Raw genomic sequence first — 16681 nt, 5'->3', positions numbered from 1 at the left:
CGCATCGCATTTTAATTTGATACGATCAGGAACCGGATTTCTTAATACCAAACAGATTCGTAAACCCGATTAAGTATGAAATTCCGGCAACCAACAGCGTAAATACTAATGCCAAAAACCAACGAAATTTAGCAATCAAAGAAATTGCCAAAATTGTAATAAAAGCAAGTCCTATAACGATTGCAGCTACAGAAGTATTCGCCTCGTCCTTTATTTGAGCGGCCGTCGTCTGCACAATCTTAGTGATTTCAGTGAACGTTGGAGTCGGTTTAGGATTAGATGCGAAGAAATTCTGAGAAATCAGCATACTTGTCCAATCCTGAGCTACTTTGATTTCCCCCAAATCATTCAAGTGTAATCCGTCCGAAATTCGGTATGAAGCTCCCATCTGAGATAAGTCAGGGCCATAATACATACTCGGCAGCTGCTCAATAGCCTGATTGGTAGAAGCAATGATTTCAGGGAAATTAGGATCAATACAACTTCGTGCCAATGAAACAGGCAAGTTAAAATTTGCATCAACTCTAATTTTGTTAATCAATCTTTTCCAGCCATCAAGTAAAATGTTTTGAGTAAACTGCTTATCTCTGTCATTATCTCCATGAATAATCAAAACTCCCCTGCAACCGGTTTCTTGTACAAAAGTCTTAAGAGCTTCTCCAAGTATAGCGTAGGGATAGCCTAAATCTTCATATCCTTGTTTATACCCGGCATATTCCCGTCCGGTTTTAATTCCTGAAGCTGCGTCTGCCCAATCCATCATGCGGGTTCCGCCCCAAGCACAATGATAAAACAGAACTGGAACCATCAACTTTTCTGCCATTTGGCTTGCAACTCTGGCAGGTAATCCCCTTGCCGTTTCTTGCCTGATATTGTCCAAATACCTTTGTACCTCTTCCGGTTTTTTATACTGATCCGGATCATTTCTTTTCCAGAAATTTTCCGTAAAAAATGCCAGGGGAGAGGTATCCGAACCAATGCCGTAACCATCTGCGAAACTATGTCCACTCCAAACGATCACTTCACCGACCCCTAAGTATTCCAATTTTTTCGATTCTGATTTATTGGTAACAACAACCTGATAGAGTCCCTGAGGGACTTTCACATTAGCTTTAAATTCGGCATTATTTACTGGAAGAGTAATAGAAAAATCAGTTCCAGAATTTTCCAAAGCCGAAAATTTTACAGTTACTGCAGTATCAGATAATCCTGAGAATTTTACAAGCGCAAAGCCCGAATTATTCCTTTGGTAAATGATCGGTTTTGTAGGATATGTGAGGTTTAGCATGATTCTTAATTAGTAGTGATCGTTTTCCAAACGGTTCCGTTCCAAAATTCCTTTGCATGTGTTTCGGTATTATAATAGTCTTGCCCTTCCTGTGGTGAAACTATTGCATTTCTTTGAGCAGTACTACCTTCAAGTCTTGAAGAAACCTTATACCAACTTCCCCATACGCCACCAGATTTCGTTCGTTTATATTCGTTTCCACTGGTATCGAAAACAAGCTGGTTTATATAATCCGACTGTCCGTTGCTAAGAAATTGCACACCCTGAAAAAATGCTGTTGGGGACGATCCGGCAGGTGCATTAGCTGGACCTGCTGTTGTTTTGAACCAACCCTCTTTTCCTAATCCGTTTAAATCACTAAGTGTTTGAACGGCAATTACTCCTGTGGGGTCAATTGAACGAATTGCATACCAGTCGACTCCCAAAGCATGACTAGAACCTGACGTTAATCGCTTCCAACCAAGAATAGAATAATTAACACCATATGTAGTGTATAGCATTGGATTATCATTCCAAACAGTTACACCAGCATTAAAATTGCCTGTGGTCGGCATAGTGCTACTGTCTAACATTTCTGAGTCTAACGAAACTACTTTTTTCCATCCGGTTGAAAGGTCAGCCCGATATTCCCATCCGCCAATATCTCTTACACTCCCAGAAGCCTGATTATATACATACCCTTGACTTCCATACGGTTGCGCTGGTGTTGGCTTTCCAAAATATTCACTCAACCTTACACCGTTCGAAAGTTCAATACCATTGCTTCCTCTAAACTTATAATAGTTATGCGAAAACCCTGCATACCTAATACTTCCAAGCGTTCCGGTATCGACTTCAACCTCGACATTATTAATGTCGTTATTGAGCAATGTTCCATATACCCGGTATTGCCCTTCGACTTTAATCCCCGTACTTCCTGTTGTCATACCTGTGCCGGAATTAATCATGTTGTCAGCGACGATTAAGCCGTCAGCCTCACCTACAAGCGACATCAATGTAATACCTACTTCGCCAGACTTTACCATGATTTGATTGTCAGCAATAATGGTGTTACAAACGCCGTTCCCTTCTGTCATTTTGTAGACAATCCCTCGTTGATCAGCTGGCTCTATGTAATTTCCGAGGATTTTAAGTAAATACCCTGAGATTACAATATGCTGTTGGCTGACTCCAAGTCCATAGAAATGATTTCCTGTGATTAGCCACCCCGCCGCCGTATCAAGATTTATCCCAGTTACACATTTAACAAAGAAGCAATTTTTCAGAATACCGTCGGTAGTGTGTCTGCCTGATGTGCTCGAACTTCTCATACCTGTATTGCACTCAATAAAATAGCATTCATCAATTACAGTTTCAACGACGTCGCTAACTGCATATGCAGTAAAGTCAATTCCAGCATCAAAATGCCTGAAAAGACAGTTCTTAACGGATAATCTCTGTATAGCAGAATTCAGCGCAACATTGGTAGAATTGTTACCCTCAATCGAAAGATTTCTCAACTGAATACATACACCGGAACCAGGATCACTTGCAGGAGTTGTAAATAAATATCCTGTACCAGAATAGAAGATCGTTTGATTATTTAGTGTATTTTGATCAAGGAAACATTGTTCCCCATACACCATTGTGTAGTTGTTAATTTTAAGCGATGCCGTAACCTTATATCGCCACTTCGGCTTTGGAAAAAAAACAACTCTATGATTATCCAATGCCCTTTGAATTGCAGCTGTGTCATCTGCTACGCCATCCCCTATCGCTCCATACGAAACAACATTAGCCGCTCTGCCACCAAATTGGCGTTTTAGTCTAACGCCATTTGCACAGACTAAAATTCCTCCAGTATTGTCAAGCGATGTTGTATCAGCAAAATCAGGAGTCCACTTTCCGCCACCCATGTCCGTACTTTCATACAGAACAGACAAATCTGATGAAACAGGGGACATACTACGCAATTGAGCAATCGTACCCTGTTTAATCAGACCATTGAAATTTGATGGCTTAACAGCATCCTGAACAAATTGTTGAGTCTTGGTCAGAGTCATATGAATTATTGTAATGTTGAGTGGATAAATAGCAAATCTTTGCCTTGTCGATAGTAAAGGCCCTCGCCCGGAACGTAATTCCAACCTTCTTTAACATTATTGGGATCGTAAAAACTTATCGTATTAGTGGAAACAGGCTGATTTTTTATAGCTAATGCTATAGCGGCAGTAGCTAACTGGCGGTCTGTATAATTTACCAACGATTGAGAGTCAGAAATCAATTCCGGCTGAATATTAGCAGTAAGGTTTTCAGGAGTTGTAGCAGCTTGATCGGTGCTATCCTCAATTCCAAGTTCGATACGGAATTTATAGATCAGAGCAGAAATTCCCCCGATTATTGCCAATACGAATATGGTTTTAAGTATTTTCATTTCTTTCTCAGATATAAGATCAGGGTAGTTAGGAAACCAATTCCCAAAACCGCACTAATGATTTTGAAAGTTTTTACTGACTTGGTTAAGGCCGATACTTGTTGCTTCAAAGCCCCCAATTCCTCAGAACTATTGTCCGAAGTACCGAATATTGCCCCTAAAATTGACGAGAATATGTTCATAACTTTATAATTAAGCCTTTTTGTGCTGCTATATTTCCGAGGTAAAATAAACCAGCACCGAGCAGAGGTGCTTTGATATATTGCAATACTAACTTAAGATTGAGCCGTTTTCTGATCTTTTTATCATTTGCAATTATAATCCCGGCTGTCTTCATATCGTCATCACAAATCTGAAATATCTGAGAACCTATCACTTTTGCTTTTTCCAGACTTACTTTCGAACTCAGCTTCAATAATTCAAATCTGATCCTAAGAGAATCCAGAGCGATCTTATTATTAATCGCCAAGTCAATCTGTGACTTTCTGACTAAGAACAATGGTTCCTGAATCTCTAAACTATCTTTTCTGGCTGTAGAGTCTGCTGCCGTAATACTTTTGCCATAGAGCGTCTCTGGCAGAATCAGTACGATCCAGGCTATTACTTTCAAGATATTTCTGATCTGCAGCATCTTTATTTTCTATTTCAGCATTAGTATTTAAACCTTTCTTAATTGCCTCTGCAAATGATTTCTGTAATGCAGATCGCTTTCCCTGATTATCTCTCAGCACCTTTGTCAGATAATCATTTTCAGTTTGCATCTGAGCAATTCGAAAATCTGCCTGTCTATAGTACATCCAGAAACCAAAACAACCAAGTAAAAATGCTATTGCCCCCAAACGGAGTAGTAGAAACTTCCACCGCTTGAGGGTAATTTCAGAATTGAGCCGAGCAATTAAAAGCATCACTTAACCTGTTTTGCGGCTCTTTTTACCGCCTCGACACGACTTACTTTAAACTTTGATACAGTTACTTTTTTCGTTGTCTTTCCGCCTGACTTTTGAATCTCAGTAGCAACCTGACTGATTCTTTTGATTCGTTTCTGAGCAGGAGTTAAACCTGATTTTACCACTTTCTTTTTTGGCTTAGATGCTTTTTTAGGAGCCGATTTTGTCTTTTTCATAGCTGAGGTATTTTTTATGATTTTTTTCTAAATATCAAAAACAGGAAAATAAAAACGGCTGAAATTGTTACAATTAACCAGGGAAACGGATTGCTGATTGCAGTTAAAGCAACATCTTTTCCGTTTAATTTCTTCCAGATAATTACTCCTTTCTGTTTAAAAGCCTGCCAGTATTCAACAATGCTGGGGTCACGTTTATCAGTAACCTTTAGGCTTTTATAACCACCTTCAAGCAATTGCCGTGGCTCTGTACAATATCCCAGATAATCATATTTTTGTCCTGTAACTTTGGTTGTGTCATACCAATTGTTTGATACAAAATTTGATACTAATATTCCGTTAATTCGATAGGCGAATTCCTTACTTTGTGTTATATCCGCAATCTCAAAAAAGAACTCTCCTTGCAAGTTAGGTTCGTTAAGAAAATTGTCTGCTTTCAGAAATTTATCTACCCTTGGATTCGCAATTGTCTCAATTCCTTCATGACTCATTGTAAGGGTTAAAGCATCAAAGTCGCTATTGTATCGAACATCTATATATGGCTTATTCTTCTCGTCAACCCAATGGTATCCATTTAATTCCGGCTGGTCGATTTCGCTTTTGATGTACATCGGATAATAATTATCCGGCATACTGGAAATAGAATCAAATACCTCATAATGTCCTTCGTACCCATTCAAATTTAAGAGTTGTCCAGCCTGAATGTTTAGGGCTTCTCTTATTTTCAAGAGGGTGGATCTGTCCAAACTTGAGACCTGGGATATGATACCGATGTTAACCATTTACTTTTTCTTCCTGAAAATGAAAAATGAAATAATTGCAACCACAACAAGTACAATTCCTATGATAGTGAACTTCCCGGTTTTAGCGGACTGTTCATCCTCTAGCTGTTGTTGTTGAGCCGGTGTAATAGTTGTATTTGCGGGAATCCCGGCATTTTCCCCTGAATTAATCCCCAGTACCCCGCCTACAATTCCCCCAATAGTTACTATCAAACTCGCCCAATCGAAAGTTCCTGTTGCACCCTTCGAGTTATCCGATCCGGAAGAAGTCCCCGCAGGACTTGAACTGGTAGAGCTCGTATCAGTCTTTTTCTTAAAAATACCTGAGAAGAAACCACCAATGTCCTGAAGTACTTTCCCCACCCGGGTCTTTCCTGTTGCGTCTTTATATGCTCCCATTTTAATTAGGTTTAGAGGTTAATTATGTTTCCGGGCAAACAAATAAATGACAAACCCTACTACGGCAACTGCAAGCCCATACAGAAGAATTTTACTTGATGATGCGTTTGAATTAGGAGTTCCAGCGCCTGGGGTATTTCCACTTCCGGCCGCACTTTTAGGAGGCTTTGTGTAACCAGTGTCACCATTGGCGTTCGCCTTCTTAATATCTTCAATAGATGCACCATCCTCCCTTTTGTCGAATGCAGCAAAAGCCGCATCCTCGCTGTCAGTAGCATCCTGACTGCTTACCCAGGCCAACATCGGTCTTGGTGTGTATTCACCTGCACCCCAACCGAGGAACCCTGTACTGTTACGGTTTTCTGAAAATGTGTTTACCTGGTAGTACAACACATCACCCTTTACTCTTTTTTCGCCTGTTGCTGTTCCGATTAGAGAACCCTGCAAAAACCGTTTTGGCTCATTTGTCGTCCCACTGTCACCATACCATTGCATCATAGGCTCGTGCCAATCAGGAAAATGCGCTCCGTAATGCTCGTCTTCATATACAGTACACCCCGCTTTTGAAAAGCAATAAATTTTAGAACCTTTAGTAATCAGAGCCATTTTATAATGAGTTTAGAGAGTTCTTGTAATTGAGTCTATAAGCCCGTTTGTGCCTATAAACTTTAGAATGTAATCAGATGTGGTATTAGAAATATTATTTTTCACAAAACTGACAGTGTCAGTAGGTGTTAAGGACTTCGGCACTTTATTTGCATTACCCTGCCCGGCATTGTAGTGTACAATAATTTTGTCCATCCTGACTTTTGTCGGATTGCCGATTCCTATGATTCCTCCTTCAGAATACTTGTCGACTAAATAATCCATATACATGGAAGACAACCAAATATTTATCTCTGGATTTAATAACTGTTGCTTTGTTATCAGATTTGTTGAATCTGCAGCACCTGAACATTTACTGGGAGCGTTATCCCACTTTAGATTCAGCAGACAATCCGCAAGGTTTTGACCAAAAAGTTGATAAATCTTAGCTTCCTGAGAATCCGTCATGATTTTTGCTCTTTTTTTGAGCCAGAATGGAATATTGCTTGCCGTTTTTGGGTCCAATTGCCCGATTCCGTAGGCTTGCCCGTTCGCAGCATTCGGATTGCCCTTGCTTTCGATGAAAAAAAGTGCTTCCAAGATGTACGAATCAAGCCTTGCATTTGCTGAGGAACACGCCTCGTTAATGATTGCTCCGTACGCACTTCTGATCTGGTTCACAATCGCCATATTACCCGGCACTTGATTTGTCGTGTAAAATGAGGATTTCAATATTTCGATTGCTAAAGGCATTTTTTAATTTCTTTTGATTACAAATTTCCGGTTTGATTTCAGTCGCCCTGGTTTAATGAAAATTGCATCCAATGTGATATAGCTTCCTATACCAAACACAATCAATGTGATGAATAAATAGTATTTATTTCGTTGGTACATTTTCAAGTTGTTTACGCATGCGTTGCTCTTTCAACGTATTGATATTGACAAAGAATTGAAGTACCAAACCGATTACAATTAAAAGGTTTACGCCAATTCCAATAATAAAGAACCATTTTTTCATAATTTCTTAAATTTCAACCTTGTTAAAATTTCGTATAAATGCGATGGAGAGAGTTGGAAACTTTTTAATCCATAACTTTCAATAACCCCTGCTTGAACCAATGAATTAAAACATATTTCGCTACAGAACTGACCATTAGAATTTGTAAGATCAAAACCTGCGATCATTCCGGCAAAAATGCCAGTCCAATTATATCTTTCTGATTGTCTATCTATAAAATACTGTCTCACTTTAGCCTCTTGATCCGCCTTGGCTGGTATCTGAAAGAACTGCCAGTTTTCAGGTTTGTAAACTTTGTCCTTATCTGAAATAAGCATTACACCCCTTCTTTTGTCTCCGGCTGTTCCGACTGCTCCGTCACTAAAGTGTATCTCGCAATGTGACCATATCCCTGCACTGGCCAGACTCATTATAATCGTGGATACTTCCGGATGATCTATGTCAAAAGTTTCAAAACCGATTGTCATCATTTCTTAAATAGTCCAATTATCATTATTCTAAAAGCCTTCCAGGAACCCGGTTTCAATAATGAAAACCCTGTGAAAAAGAAAAAGCCAACTACAATAACCCAAAGTAAAAAATTAGGAACCCCTTGGATAAACTGATTTACATTTTGTCCAGATTCCGACTGATTCAAGAAGGAAATATCGTAATACGGGTTAACCTGTTTCTCTAAAAAAGTCTTTAACTCGAATACTGTTACATTACCGTCCTTATCATAATCAAGCCTATTTGCGTTGTATGCGGCTGAACCTTTTGAATACAGGATAAAACCATTTGCTTTTTTAAATGCTGCCGGGTAATGCACCAACTCATACAACTCATACCCATTATCAGGCAAACCATACCTTTTAATTTGCAACGATAGATACCTCTCTACTGGAACCAACTGCTCGATAACATTCATTTTAGCAATCTGGGCAGTTGAATATCCTATTTCATTTGCGGTAGATTCTAAAAACTGTATTAAGCCAGTTGCCGTAGAGTCTGGAGCCTTAGCGGTTGGTATAAATCTCGACTCAGCCCATATCAACGCCATTAACCAATTAGGATTTCTGATCTTAAGATTCATACAAACAACCCTTAATTTCTTTTCAAATTCGGTTCTGAGGTTTGCAGGAATTTTATCTATAAAAATCAGGCTCACAGCTTTTTTTGCTTATTATAATAGAAACTAATATGATTACTGACTAACTGTATTTCGTTTAAATTTCGATTGGTGATGTAAACACCATGCCAGCCTTTGCCGCCTCCCGTGTTTCCGCCCCCGCTGGGGATTTTTTTTCTTGCAAAATCTTTTAACCAGTCATCACCGACGTACATTTCGATATGGGAATAAAACATTCGCATCTCATCGCCCTTTTTAGGCAAAATGCCAGTTCTTTGATTTCCAGAGCCCTTTATATACACTATTCGAGAACTTTTCTTAAACCATTCTCTAACCGAAAGCGGATTTTCAATCCCGAAATCTTTTCGAACGTCTATCCCGACATCCTGATGTAAAACAGTTTGATATGCACCGCACCAATAGCACCCAAGTGGACAACCTGCCCGTTTTTGAATTTTATCTAATTCAGTTCCTCTATTCGTGTAAACCCATGTCTTTTGAGTGTTACTCCAGTATCTATCTTCTCTAACTGTCAGATACTTTTCCTGGGCTTTAACTATTTTTTCCCTCAGCTCCGATTCGCTCAAAATTGGTTGACTGAGTGACTCAAACCAAAATAAATTAGCAACGATCCAAATAACATAGCAACAAATTTTATCCTTTCCCATGCGGTTAGTTTGTAGAAAAAATCGTGATAAAAATCTTTATTTGACTTAACAAACGGCAATTGATAGCATAGAACGGATGGCGCAATAATTAACAGGAAAATCAAAATGAATACCAGGTCGGTACTCTGTAGTAACCGCTCAAATACAATTCTCTGTAAATTTGAATCGTTGAAAGCGTTTACTTTTTTTGTAATAAGCTCATCTTCACTTAAGAGTGAATTTGCCCGCTCAATCTTTGCTTGATAACCATAAAATGACATTAACAGAGCGACAATCATTGAAACCAGCACGCCAACCTGAATGAATGGCATGTATTTTGCAATGAATCGACTCAGTTTTCGTTTATTGGCAATCTGTTCTACTTTTGGCAATTCTTCCTCGAAGGTCTCCCCTTCGATTACAATCTTTGCAGCTTCATCTCTTGAGGCTTTCGCCCAATCGAGCTTTTGATCTGTGTCCTCTTTAGTTTTTGCATCTCTGGCAAGGGCTTCGTAATTTCGAGCATCATCTAAAAGTGAAAGTTTTCGTTTTCGAAGTTCTTCCTTTTCAGTTTTGGCAATTTTCGCCTGTTCCGCTTCGAGTTGCAAAAGCCGTTCAGCAGCTTCCTCCTGAGAAATCAACAGCAACTCTTTTTCAAGTTCTATTTCAGATTTTGTCATCATTACCAGCCTAATAGTTTATAAATGAATTTAATAAGTACTGCGGCAACAATAGCAGACAATCCCAAGATAATACCAGTATTTAGTACTGATTTCTGGTCAAGACTGATCTGATTATCCGTTTTTACAGTGCCGAGAATATTTCCTAACAATCCATCCATTTTTAGTTATTGTTTTGGTATTTTAATTCTAAGGTTTTGATTCTTTTCACAAGATTGTCACGGATCGGGGATAGTGGAGTATAATAAGATACATCATCCAAATCCTTAGCTAACGACCCTTTGTTATTGCTATAATACAACTGATTATATCCGTTAATGACATAGATAAGTTGATTATCGTTATACTTTTCGATTTCTAAGATGTAATCATTCAAAGTGCCATTTGTAAAGTGCCAGGTTGAAAGATAACTACCGAGCTTGTCAACCATTGTTTGTCCAGTAGCCCTAATCCAAGTTTTGAAACTATCGCTTTGATCAGGGAGTGGGAGGGATGGCGAATAGCCTAAAACCTCCGGAGCAGAGTTCTTCTTAAAAACATATTTCTTAAGCAAGAGATACCCGGTAATTGCCGCTGCAGCATAATTAGGGGGTAATACGAGATATTAAAATAAAGATGTACAGAATGGTTTAAAAAAGCCTGAAAATGAGGAGATTAGAGGTTTTTTCAATTTGATGGCTAATGAAACGAATTATTAAAAAATAGATGTATTTTAATTGTACTTTAATTTTGCATGAAAAATAAGACTGAAATACATCTATTTATGAATTGGGTTGAATTTTGGTTAAATCTGGCTTGTACATTTCAGGGCGATAAGATAGAACACTATTGCAAAAAACAACCTTAAAGCCCTTATTGCGTTGTATTCTAGCCTTATTTTCCCAAAAATCAAGTTTGATGAGTAAGGTAGGATAACGACGCCTGAAAGTAAATAAAAGAATGCAGGTAAAGGCTCTGAAAAAAAACCTGCGAAGGCAAAAAGTATAAATAAACCACCGATAAACCAACTTGCAATACTGTGTTTTTTGTCCATTTTAATACATGTAAAAGTTTATAGATTGATATATATGTATTTTTAAATACAATAAAGATGTATTTAAATACATGTAAAAATTTATGTATTGTTGTACAATTACCCCATCGAGTTAATTCTCACAGAGGCTTTTACGAATGCGATTGCTTTAACAGCACCGACCTGTACGTCTTTTGGTTGGTGATGTGGATTTTGACTTACAAGTCTAATGTAATTTTCCCGTGTTGATTGCTGTACAAATTTTACAGTGATATACTCCTCCTGCTCATATTCGTCTACAAGACTAAGTAAATACATCTCGCCCCAAAAAACACTTTCTATACTTGCTAGTTGCTTATAAAGTACAATATCCCCGGACTTAAGTAGAGGGTACATGCTGTCGCCAGTAACATATACCGCACCGTCGCACTTCGACAGATTTGGTATTGAAAGGTAGTCAACTGGTGTTTGTGCTGCTGAATTATTAAACAAGGGGATTAATCCCGCTGTAGCATCTAAATTATAGAGAGGGATACTCTGTGAACTATATTTTTTTTCAATAGCCTTCCCCTGAAATTGATTTACCTTTAAGTCCGACATTTCGCCCTGTTTTTCCATGTCTCCACGCCCTGTTAATAGCCATTCGGTGTTAATTGTCGGCATAAAGTCGACAATTTTAATTATTGTTGACCCACTGATGTCTGAATCTCTATTTTTGATTATTGTCAGATACCCTTTACTTAAATTAATTTGCTTCTCAAACTTTGTATGGGGTATATTTTTATACCGAAGGTATTCAAAAACCCGATCAATTATCTTTGTCATTTGACTATTGTTATAATTATTACAAAAAAAGCCGACAATAATTTTGTATTTATGAAAATTGTCGGTAATATTGTACTCAGTCTTAGATACAAACTAAGTAGATTATACTTGAAAAGCAATACAAATTTGAGGGAACGGTACTAAATTTTGAAAAATGTCTAAAAATGTAACAATAACATGTAATGTATGTCGGCAAGAGCCTATTATGGAGGCTCTTGTAAGGGCAGAATTAATAATTGAGACCTGCCCGCTTTGTCCACATAAGTATCATGGAAGTCATGACGCTTTTAAAAAAGCCGACATATTTCAAAAAATCGAAATCGACAGCTTACGATTGCCGACAATTGGCAGTATTGTTACATCAAGTTTGCCGGGTGATGTGTCTGAACGTTTTGGAAATTGGGAAGTTGTCGAAATTGGCAATAAGAGTATGAATGCAGATAGAGGGTGGGTTGTCACAATTCAAAAAATTGGGACAACAAACAGAAGGATTAATACCTATTCAGCATGGTTAAAGATGGTCTCTTAATTTAATTAAAAATGCAGAACAAAAGATTGAGTTTCGGTGAATTGAAATTAATCTCCGATATGTCGGGAGTGCCTTATGATACTTTAAGAGCAACCAATAACGGAGTAAGAAATAACATGCGTGCGAGAGTGGCAATAGATGTGTATTTGGACTCTAAGGCAGGTTTGACTAAAAAAATAATAGCAGAGTTAAGGGATATATAGTATGCAGGATATTGTAAAGGAAATAGACGGACGCTTATACGTTACTATCGAGTCTCTCACGGCCGCAGGTATTCAGAAAAATACAATTGTGGTTGGGGCGTATCGTGGGCGGGATGGCTGGGTAATAAAAAAAGACCCTTCTGATCGTCGAAAAAGCCTTGTGCAATGGGAAGCGATGGCATTACGGTATAAAGACCTAATGCTTAAGAATGTACTTAAAGGTGTTCAACCGCAAGAGTACATAAATGAACAGAAAAATAGAGGGCATATTGTACAGAAAAGCGTAATAGAAATTAATCTTGATAAGATAGTTTCAGAGATTGATGTTAGAGTAATGGTGTATATGCGGCATTACAAGGCGTGGAATGATAGAGATGAAAAAAAACAATTAGCACTTGCTAAAGCTTGCGCAATATGTGAGATAGTTGCTAGTCATGTTGACAACTGGAAGCGATATGATACGTTTAAGCAGGCTGCCGCTTGGATTGGAACGTATCAGCAGGGCAAGGGTGTACCCAAGCTTCTTCCAGTGCATGAAATAAACCTAAAAAGGTTATTGGAGCGTGTTTACCTCCGCAAAGAATGCGAAATCTGGGAGGCTATTACGATTAAAAACGTAGGAAACAAAAACCGCAAGGCAAAACGACACGACGAACTTTATGCGTGGGCGCTGGCTATGCGAAACGATGGCCGGAACTTTTCTGCCGCGCACATTTATAGACAATGTAAGTTGGCTGCCAGCCTATTAGGATGGGAAGACGGCGAATTTGTATCTGAACAATGGTTCTACAAGGCTTTAGCTAAACAAGAAACAAAAGTGATAACGCAGGCTAAGCGTTTTGGCGGAACAGGGCGGGCGGCAAAGTTCTCTGGTTTTGTGCCTCTCCGGATGCCCACAGAAAAGAATATTCTCTGGGAAATAGATGCAACTCCAATTAACATAACTCCGCACTATTGGGAAGATCCCAACGAAGTTACAACAAAGAAAAAAGATTTAGCGATGGGACGGGCGGTACTAAGCGTTGTACGCGACCACGCTACGCAAGATATTCTCGGATACAGCCTTGATATGTCTGAAAATAGACATATGGTAATAAATGCCTTGCGAATGGCCATTGAGCGCACCGGAAAACTACCATACGAGCTAAGATATGACCGTGGTAGCTGGTATGGAACTGACGAAGTCGAAACGATTATTAAGAAGTTTCAGGGGTTTGGTGTTAAAACTACCGAAACCACTAGCCCAACCGGGAAGCCGGGCGTTGAACGCTGGTTTGAAACATTTCAGTCTGTATTCTTGATAGATTCAGACTATTATATCGGGGAGGGCGTTAAGTCACGGCGTGAAAATGCTCACCGATCTGCCGACCAGCTTACTAAGCAATTCCAGCAAGCAAAAAGAGAAAACTGGAAATTTGAGGATGCTGTTAAAGAGATTGCAGGGTATATAAACGAGTATAGAAAAACTAAGCTGAGTAAATATTCTAAAAAATACAAGAATGTTGACTATAGCCCATCAGAGCTATACAATCTATTCGATGATTATGAGGGAAGCGTAAACATAGAACGCTGGGAAATTGCCGATTTGCTGTGGAAAACAACTAAACTGAAAATCACAAGGCGTACAGTCAGATTGCAGGTACATAACGAGGTGTGTTTATTCCCTCTTATTGAGTCGAAAGCAGCTAAATACGCGATAAATGCGGCCGATATTTTAATGAAACACGCCGAAATCGTAGTAAAATACGACGAAAGAGACCTGAGCGAAGTGATGATATTTACCCCGGACACAGGCGATTTTCTGGGAAGTTTGGCAAGAAATGACGGGTTTGACGGTTACGGAAAGGATGCAGAATGGGGTAAAATCGCAGAGTTTCAGGCAAAGCAAAAGCAAACGAGTGAGGCAATTAAGAAAAAGGCCAAAATACTAATGGAGGCAGGACAATACGACCCAATGGCGATTCTTGCCAGCCACAAAGTTAGTAAAGCTGCTGCCGTAGAAGCAGAAACAGCCGCATTCCTTCCAAATATAGCAGAAATGAAAGAGAACATTAAACGCAGGGGAACTAAGAAGGGAAAAGCTGCTGAACCCGTAAAGGTAATGGACGACTTTTGGGGGCAATGGTAGAGTTTTTAAAAGGAATTTAAAACCCGTTTATAAATATGATAACAACAAAGCACAAACACGATATTGTCTCGCTGATTGAGCGGGAAAGTTCAAACCTGGGCAGCTACACTAAGGTTGCGGCAAAGCTAGGGGTTTCGAACGCTTACATTACGGAGATTCGCAAGCCTGAGCGATGGTTCAAGTTCCCTGACAAGGCTTGGAGTGACATTGCGGGAATGCTTAACTACCGAGTGGATTCCGAAAAATGGCAGATTGCGGACATTACAAATTTCCAATGGCTCACTGCCGCTTTAGAAAACGCTAAACAGGATTCTATGTGTATTGGCATATCGGAAAAGGCGGGTTCAGGAAAGACTAAAAGCCTAGAATCCTTCCTAAAAAACGATACTACAAGCGGCGTATTTCTAATCCGTTGCGAGGCGTGGGGATACCGGGTGTTTTTAGAGAAAGTTTGCAGAGAGGTGGGTATAAAATTGTCTGAAAAACGACATACATGCGAGGATATGTTAGAACAGATTATAGCCTTTTTTCGCCAGCGTTCTGCGACAACAAAACCTATCCTGATGCTTGATGAAACTGACAAGTTAAAGCCCGCAAGCTTGCAGTTTATTATAAGCTTTTACAATGCCTTAGAGCGCGAATGTGGCTTGGTTATCTGCGGAACTCAGCATCTTAAAAAGAAGATTTTAAACGGAGCTGCAAAGAATCAAGTTGGCTTTGATGAAATTCTTTCACGTATTGGCAGCAGGTTTCTTGAACTTCCCGGAAGCCAGTACGAAGACGTTGCAAAGATATGCCAGGCCAACGGTGTAAGCGACACGGAAACAATTTCGGCTATCTGGGCAGGATGTGACAGAGAGACGAGAACAAACGGACGAGGCAAGATTACAGAGGTTGTAACAGACCTTAGAAGAGTCGAAAGAAGTATTGTAGTCGCGATAAAACGGCAAAACAAACAATAATATGTTTAAGGGATATTTAACACTTAGAAGGCTTACAAATTCAAACAATAAAACAATAAATAACATGGAAAACACAGCAGTAGCAACTGAACTTACAGTAGAGCAATTGGAGGCGTTACTTTCGAAAAAACGCAGAGAAGAAAACGAACTAAAAAGGTCTAAAAGACAAGCATATGAAGACACAAGAGAGGATGTCTTACAAAGCTTAATGTCTGGGGCGAATGGGCTGTCAATTGCGCTCTACGAGTTCAAGAAAAAGGCATTTGACGAATTGGAGGCACTCTATAAAATTATGCAAGAATATGGAGACATTCCAGCGCACTCAAAGGGAGGCTTTTCAGTAACTAGTAAGGATGGCGCAAGAAGGTGTGTGTACGCATACCGGACGGTGAGTGATTTTGACGAGCGTGCACAAATGGCAGAAGAACATCTATCCCTGTTTATTCAAAGTCATTTTAAAGCCAAAGACGAAGATGCGTACAAATGGATTAGAACTCTTTTAGAGAAAAATGCAAACGGTAAGTTAGAGCTTTCAAGGGCGCAACTCTTATATAAGATGGAAAATGATTACGAAGACCCAAACTGGAAAAAAGGAATTGAGTTGTTGAAGGAAAGTTATAGACAAATAGACACGCGCTATACTATGACATTTCAAGAAAAAAATGAACTTGGCGAATGGGACGAAATCCCTCTTTCTCTAACGCGTGTATGAAGCCGCTTAGCAGCTACCAACAAGCCAAAGTACACTTAAAGTCTGCTGAGGCTAAACTAAGGTCTCACGACTCAAAAACGTACTTAAAAGCCAACAAGCCAAAAGAGTTTTTGAAGCTGCGAGAGGAACTCGAAAAGGAGTATCTAAAGTGGGCTGAAAAGGTTAAAAAGTACGCACCTAATCAAAACAAGAGACCAGATAACCAGCAAGATTTATTCAACGTATAAACGAAAAGGTGATGAAGTATAGCGAGAAAGGATTTAAGCA

At 39.2% G+C, this 16681-nt stretch carries 24 protein-coding genes; 5 read left to right on the top strand and 19 right to left on the bottom strand.

The window, feature by feature from the left end; all coding sequences use genetic code 11:
- Window positions 1–25: 25 nt before the first annotated feature.
- From BM179_RS02595 to BM179_RS02510, 19 genes are all read right to left on the bottom strand, one after another.
- A complete protein-coding gene (locus BM179_RS02595) occupies window positions 26–1288 on the bottom strand; it encodes a hypothetical protein (protein WP_092011645.1) in 1263 nt (420 codons plus the stop codon).
- Window positions 1289–1293: 5 nt separating this feature from the next.
- Window positions 1294–3330: a glycosyl hydrolase family 28-related protein gene (locus tag BM179_RS02590; RefSeq protein ID WP_092011643.1), complete on the bottom strand. Its 2037-nt coding sequence runs from the start codon at window positions 3328–3330 to the stop codon at window positions 1294–1296.
- Between the two features lie 5 nt (window positions 3331–3335).
- Window positions 3336–3701 carry a hypothetical protein gene (locus tag BM179_RS02585; protein ID WP_092011640.1) on the bottom strand — a complete coding sequence of 122 codons (366 nt, stop codon included), beginning with the start codon at window positions 3699–3701 and terminating at the stop codon, window positions 3336–3338.
- The gene (locus tag BM179_RS02580) at window positions 3698–3883 is read right to left on the bottom strand and encodes a hypothetical protein (protein WP_092011637.1); all 186 of its coding nucleotides are present in this window, start codon (window positions 3881–3883) and stop codon (window positions 3698–3700) included. The genes BM179_RS02585 and BM179_RS02580 overlap by 4 nt, the downstream gene beginning before the upstream one ends.
- Window positions 3880–4311, bottom strand: coding sequence for a hypothetical protein (locus BM179_RS02575; protein ID WP_143095130.1), 432 nt, complete (start codon window positions 4309–4311; stop codon window positions 3880–3882). Before BM179_RS02575 ends, BM179_RS02580 begins: the two co-directional genes overlap by 4 nt.
- Window positions 4220–4606: a hypothetical protein gene (locus BM179_RS02570; protein WP_143095129.1), complete on the bottom strand. Its 387-nt coding sequence runs from the start codon at window positions 4604–4606 to the stop codon at window positions 4220–4222. Before BM179_RS02570 ends, BM179_RS02575 begins: the two co-directional genes overlap by 92 nt.
- On the bottom strand, window positions 4606–4824 hold the full coding sequence (locus BM179_RS02565) for a hypothetical protein (protein ID WP_092011628.1): 219 nt from the start codon (window positions 4822–4824) through the stop codon (window positions 4606–4608). The genes BM179_RS02570 and BM179_RS02565 overlap by 1 nt, the downstream gene beginning before the upstream one ends.
- A 14-nt stretch (window positions 4825–4838) precedes the next feature.
- A complete protein-coding gene (locus tag BM179_RS02560; RefSeq protein WP_143095128.1) occupies window positions 4839–5504 on the bottom strand; it encodes a hypothetical protein in 666 nt (221 codons plus the stop codon).
- A gap of 102 nt (window positions 5505–5606) precedes the next feature.
- The gene (locus BM179_RS02555) at window positions 5607–6005 is read right to left on the bottom strand and encodes a hypothetical protein (RefSeq protein WP_092011622.1); all 399 of its coding nucleotides are present in this window, start codon (window positions 6003–6005) and stop codon (window positions 5607–5609) included.
- Between the two features lie 18 nt (window positions 6006–6023).
- Window positions 6024–6611 (bottom strand): hypothetical protein, encoded by a 588-nt coding sequence (locus BM179_RS02550; protein WP_092011619.1) that lies wholly within the window; start codon window positions 6609–6611, stop codon window positions 6024–6026.
- A gap of 12 nt (window positions 6612–6623) precedes the next feature.
- A complete protein-coding gene (locus tag BM179_RS02545) occupies window positions 6624–7343 on the bottom strand; it encodes a lysozyme family protein (protein WP_092011617.1) in 720 nt (239 codons plus the stop codon).
- A 124-nt stretch (window positions 7344–7467) separates the two neighbouring features.
- Window positions 7468–7608: a hypothetical protein gene (locus BM179_RS25190; protein ID WP_177219285.1), complete on the bottom strand. Its 141-nt coding sequence runs from the start codon at window positions 7606–7608 to the stop codon at window positions 7468–7470.
- The gene (locus tag BM179_RS02540) at window positions 7605–8078 is read right to left on the bottom strand and encodes a hypothetical protein (protein WP_092011614.1); all 474 of its coding nucleotides are present in this window, start codon (window positions 8076–8078) and stop codon (window positions 7605–7607) included. The genes BM179_RS25190 and BM179_RS02540 overlap by 4 nt, the downstream gene beginning before the upstream one ends.
- The gene (locus BM179_RS02535; RefSeq protein WP_143095127.1) at window positions 8075–8755 is read right to left on the bottom strand and encodes a lytic transglycosylase domain-containing protein; all 681 of its coding nucleotides are present in this window, start codon (window positions 8753–8755) and stop codon (window positions 8075–8077) included. The genes BM179_RS02540 and BM179_RS02535 overlap by 4 nt, the downstream gene beginning before the upstream one ends.
- Complete coding sequence (locus BM179_RS02530; RefSeq protein WP_092011610.1) at window positions 8752–9303, bottom strand: hypothetical protein; 552 nt, start codon at window positions 9301–9303, stop codon at window positions 8752–8754. Before BM179_RS02530 ends, BM179_RS02535 begins: the two co-directional genes overlap by 4 nt.
- Window positions 9300–10046, bottom strand: coding sequence for a hypothetical protein (locus BM179_RS02525; RefSeq protein ID WP_092011607.1), 747 nt, complete (start codon window positions 10044–10046; stop codon window positions 9300–9302). The genes BM179_RS02530 and BM179_RS02525 overlap by 4 nt, the downstream gene beginning before the upstream one ends.
- A complete protein-coding gene (locus BM179_RS25185) occupies window positions 10046–10204 on the bottom strand; it encodes a hypothetical protein (protein WP_177219284.1) in 159 nt (52 codons plus the stop codon). The genes BM179_RS02525 and BM179_RS25185 overlap by 1 nt, the downstream gene beginning before the upstream one ends.
- Before the next feature lie 2 nt (window positions 10205–10206).
- Window positions 10207–10473, bottom strand: coding sequence for a hypothetical protein (locus BM179_RS02520; protein ID WP_143095126.1), 267 nt, complete (start codon window positions 10471–10473; stop codon window positions 10207–10209).
- 702 nt (window positions 10474–11175) lie between these two features.
- On the bottom strand, window positions 11176–11880 hold the full coding sequence (locus BM179_RS02510; RefSeq protein ID WP_092011598.1) for a S24 family peptidase: 705 nt from the start codon (window positions 11878–11880) through the stop codon (window positions 11176–11178).
- 154 nt (window positions 11881–12034) lie between these two features.
- Here BM179_RS02510 and BM179_RS02505 point away from each other — a divergent pair, with 154 nt between their 5' ends.
- The 5 genes from BM179_RS02505 to BM179_RS02485 all read left to right on the top strand — a co-directional run bounded on the left by BM179_RS02505 (window position 12035) and on the right by BM179_RS02485 (window position 16414).
- Entirely contained in the window at window positions 12035–12409 is a 375-nt protein-coding gene (locus BM179_RS02505; protein ID WP_092011595.1) for a hypothetical protein, read from the top strand.
- An 11-nt stretch (window positions 12410–12420) separates the two neighbouring features.
- Window positions 12421–12612 carry a hypothetical protein gene (locus BM179_RS02500; protein WP_092011592.1) on the top strand — a complete coding sequence of 64 codons (192 nt, stop codon included), beginning with the start codon at window positions 12421–12423 and terminating at the stop codon, window positions 12610–12612.
- 1 nt (window position 12613) lies between these two features.
- Window positions 12614–14740: a DDE-type integrase/transposase/recombinase gene (locus tag BM179_RS02495; RefSeq protein WP_092011589.1), complete on the top strand. Its 2127-nt coding sequence runs from the start codon at window positions 12614–12616 to the stop codon at window positions 14738–14740.
- 35 nt (window positions 14741–14775) lie between these two features.
- On the top strand, window positions 14776–15702 hold the full coding sequence (locus BM179_RS02490) for an ATP-binding protein (RefSeq protein WP_092011586.1): 927 nt from the start codon (window positions 14776–14778) through the stop codon (window positions 15700–15702).
- A 64-nt stretch (window positions 15703–15766) separates the two neighbouring features.
- Window positions 15767–16414, top strand: coding sequence for a DUF3164 family protein (locus BM179_RS02485; protein WP_177219283.1), 648 nt, complete (start codon window positions 15767–15769; stop codon window positions 16412–16414).
- The last annotated feature ends 267 nt before the right edge of the window (window positions 16415–16681 follow it).

Origin of the sequence: Pseudarcicella hirudinis (assembly GCF_900115665.1) — a bacterium.
In the GTDB taxonomy this organism is placed as follows: Bacteria; Bacteroidota; Bacteroidia; order Cytophagales; family Spirosomataceae; genus Pseudarcicella; species Pseudarcicella hirudinis.
Note: the sequence above shows the minus strand (reverse complement) of the source record. Positions and strands in the feature narration are given on the sequence as shown.

What these genes read in the sequence shown, in the direction of transcription:
- BM179_RS02555 (WP_092011622.1), bottom strand. Translation starts at nt 6,005, where the DNA reads ATGGGAGCATATAAAGACGCAACAGGAAAGACCCGGGTGGGGAAAGTA.
- BM179_RS02565 (WP_092011628.1), bottom strand. Translation starts at nt 4,824, where the DNA reads ATGAAAAAGACAAAATCGGCTCCTAAAAAAGCATCTAAGCCAAAAAAG.
- BM179_RS25185 (WP_177219284.1), bottom strand. Translation starts at nt 10,204, where the DNA reads ATGGATGGATTGTTAGGAAATATTCTCGGCACTGTAAAAACGGATAAT.
- BM179_RS02495 (WP_092011589.1), top strand. Translation starts at nt 12,614, where the DNA reads ATGCAGGATATTGTAAAGGAAATAGACGGACGCTTATACGTTACTATC.
- BM179_RS02570 (WP_143095129.1), bottom strand. Translation starts at nt 4,606, where the DNA reads ATGCTTTTAATTGCTCGGCTCAATTCTGAAATTACCCTCAAGCGGTGG.
- BM179_RS02525 (WP_092011607.1), bottom strand. Translation starts at nt 10,046, where the DNA reads ATGATGACAAAATCTGAAATAGAACTTGAAAAAGAGTTGCTGTTGATT.
- BM179_RS02490 (WP_092011586.1), top strand. Translation starts at nt 14,776, where the DNA reads ATGATAACAACAAAGCACAAACACGATATTGTCTCGCTGATTGAGCGG.
- BM179_RS25190 (WP_177219285.1), bottom strand. Translation starts at nt 7,608, where the DNA reads ATGAAAAAATGGTTCTTTATTATTGGAATTGGCGTAAACCTTTTAATT.
- BM179_RS02585 (WP_092011640.1), bottom strand. Translation starts at nt 3,701, where the DNA reads ATGAAAATACTTAAAACCATATTCGTATTGGCAATAATCGGGGGAATT.
- BM179_RS02510 (WP_092011598.1), bottom strand. Translation starts at nt 11,880, where the DNA reads ATGACAAAGATAATTGATCGGGTTTTTGAATACCTTCGGTATAAAAAT.
- BM179_RS02580 (WP_092011637.1), bottom strand. Translation starts at nt 3,883, where the DNA reads ATGAACATATTCTCGTCAATTTTAGGGGCAATATTCGGTACTTCGGAC.
- BM179_RS02590 (WP_092011643.1), bottom strand. Translation starts at nt 3,330, where the DNA reads ATGACTCTGACCAAGACTCAACAATTTGTTCAGGATGCTGTTAAGCCA.
- BM179_RS02505 (WP_092011595.1), top strand. Translation starts at nt 12,035, where the DNA reads ATGTCTAAAAATGTAACAATAACATGTAATGTATGTCGGCAAGAGCCT.
- BM179_RS02595 (WP_092011645.1), bottom strand. Translation starts at nt 1,288, where the DNA reads ATGCTAAACCTCACATATCCTACAAAACCGATCATTTACCAAAGGAAT.
- BM179_RS02500 (WP_092011592.1), top strand. Translation starts at nt 12,421, where the DNA reads ATGCAGAACAAAAGATTGAGTTTCGGTGAATTGAAATTAATCTCCGAT.
- BM179_RS02520 (WP_143095126.1), bottom strand. Translation starts at nt 10,473, where the DNA reads ATGGTTGACAAGCTCGGTAGTTATCTTTCAACCTGGCACTTTACAAAT.
- BM179_RS02550 (WP_092011619.1), bottom strand. Translation starts at nt 6,611, where the DNA reads ATGGCTCTGATTACTAAAGGTTCTAAAATTTATTGCTTTTCAAAAGCG.
- BM179_RS02485 (WP_177219283.1), top strand. Translation starts at nt 15,767, where the DNA reads ATGGAAAACACAGCAGTAGCAACTGAACTTACAGTAGAGCAATTGGAG.
- BM179_RS02540 (WP_092011614.1), bottom strand. Translation starts at nt 8,078, where the DNA reads ATGATGACAATCGGTTTTGAAACTTTTGACATAGATCATCCGGAAGTA.
- BM179_RS02545 (WP_092011617.1), bottom strand. Translation starts at nt 7,343, where the DNA reads ATGCCTTTAGCAATCGAAATATTGAAATCCTCATTTTACACGACAAAT.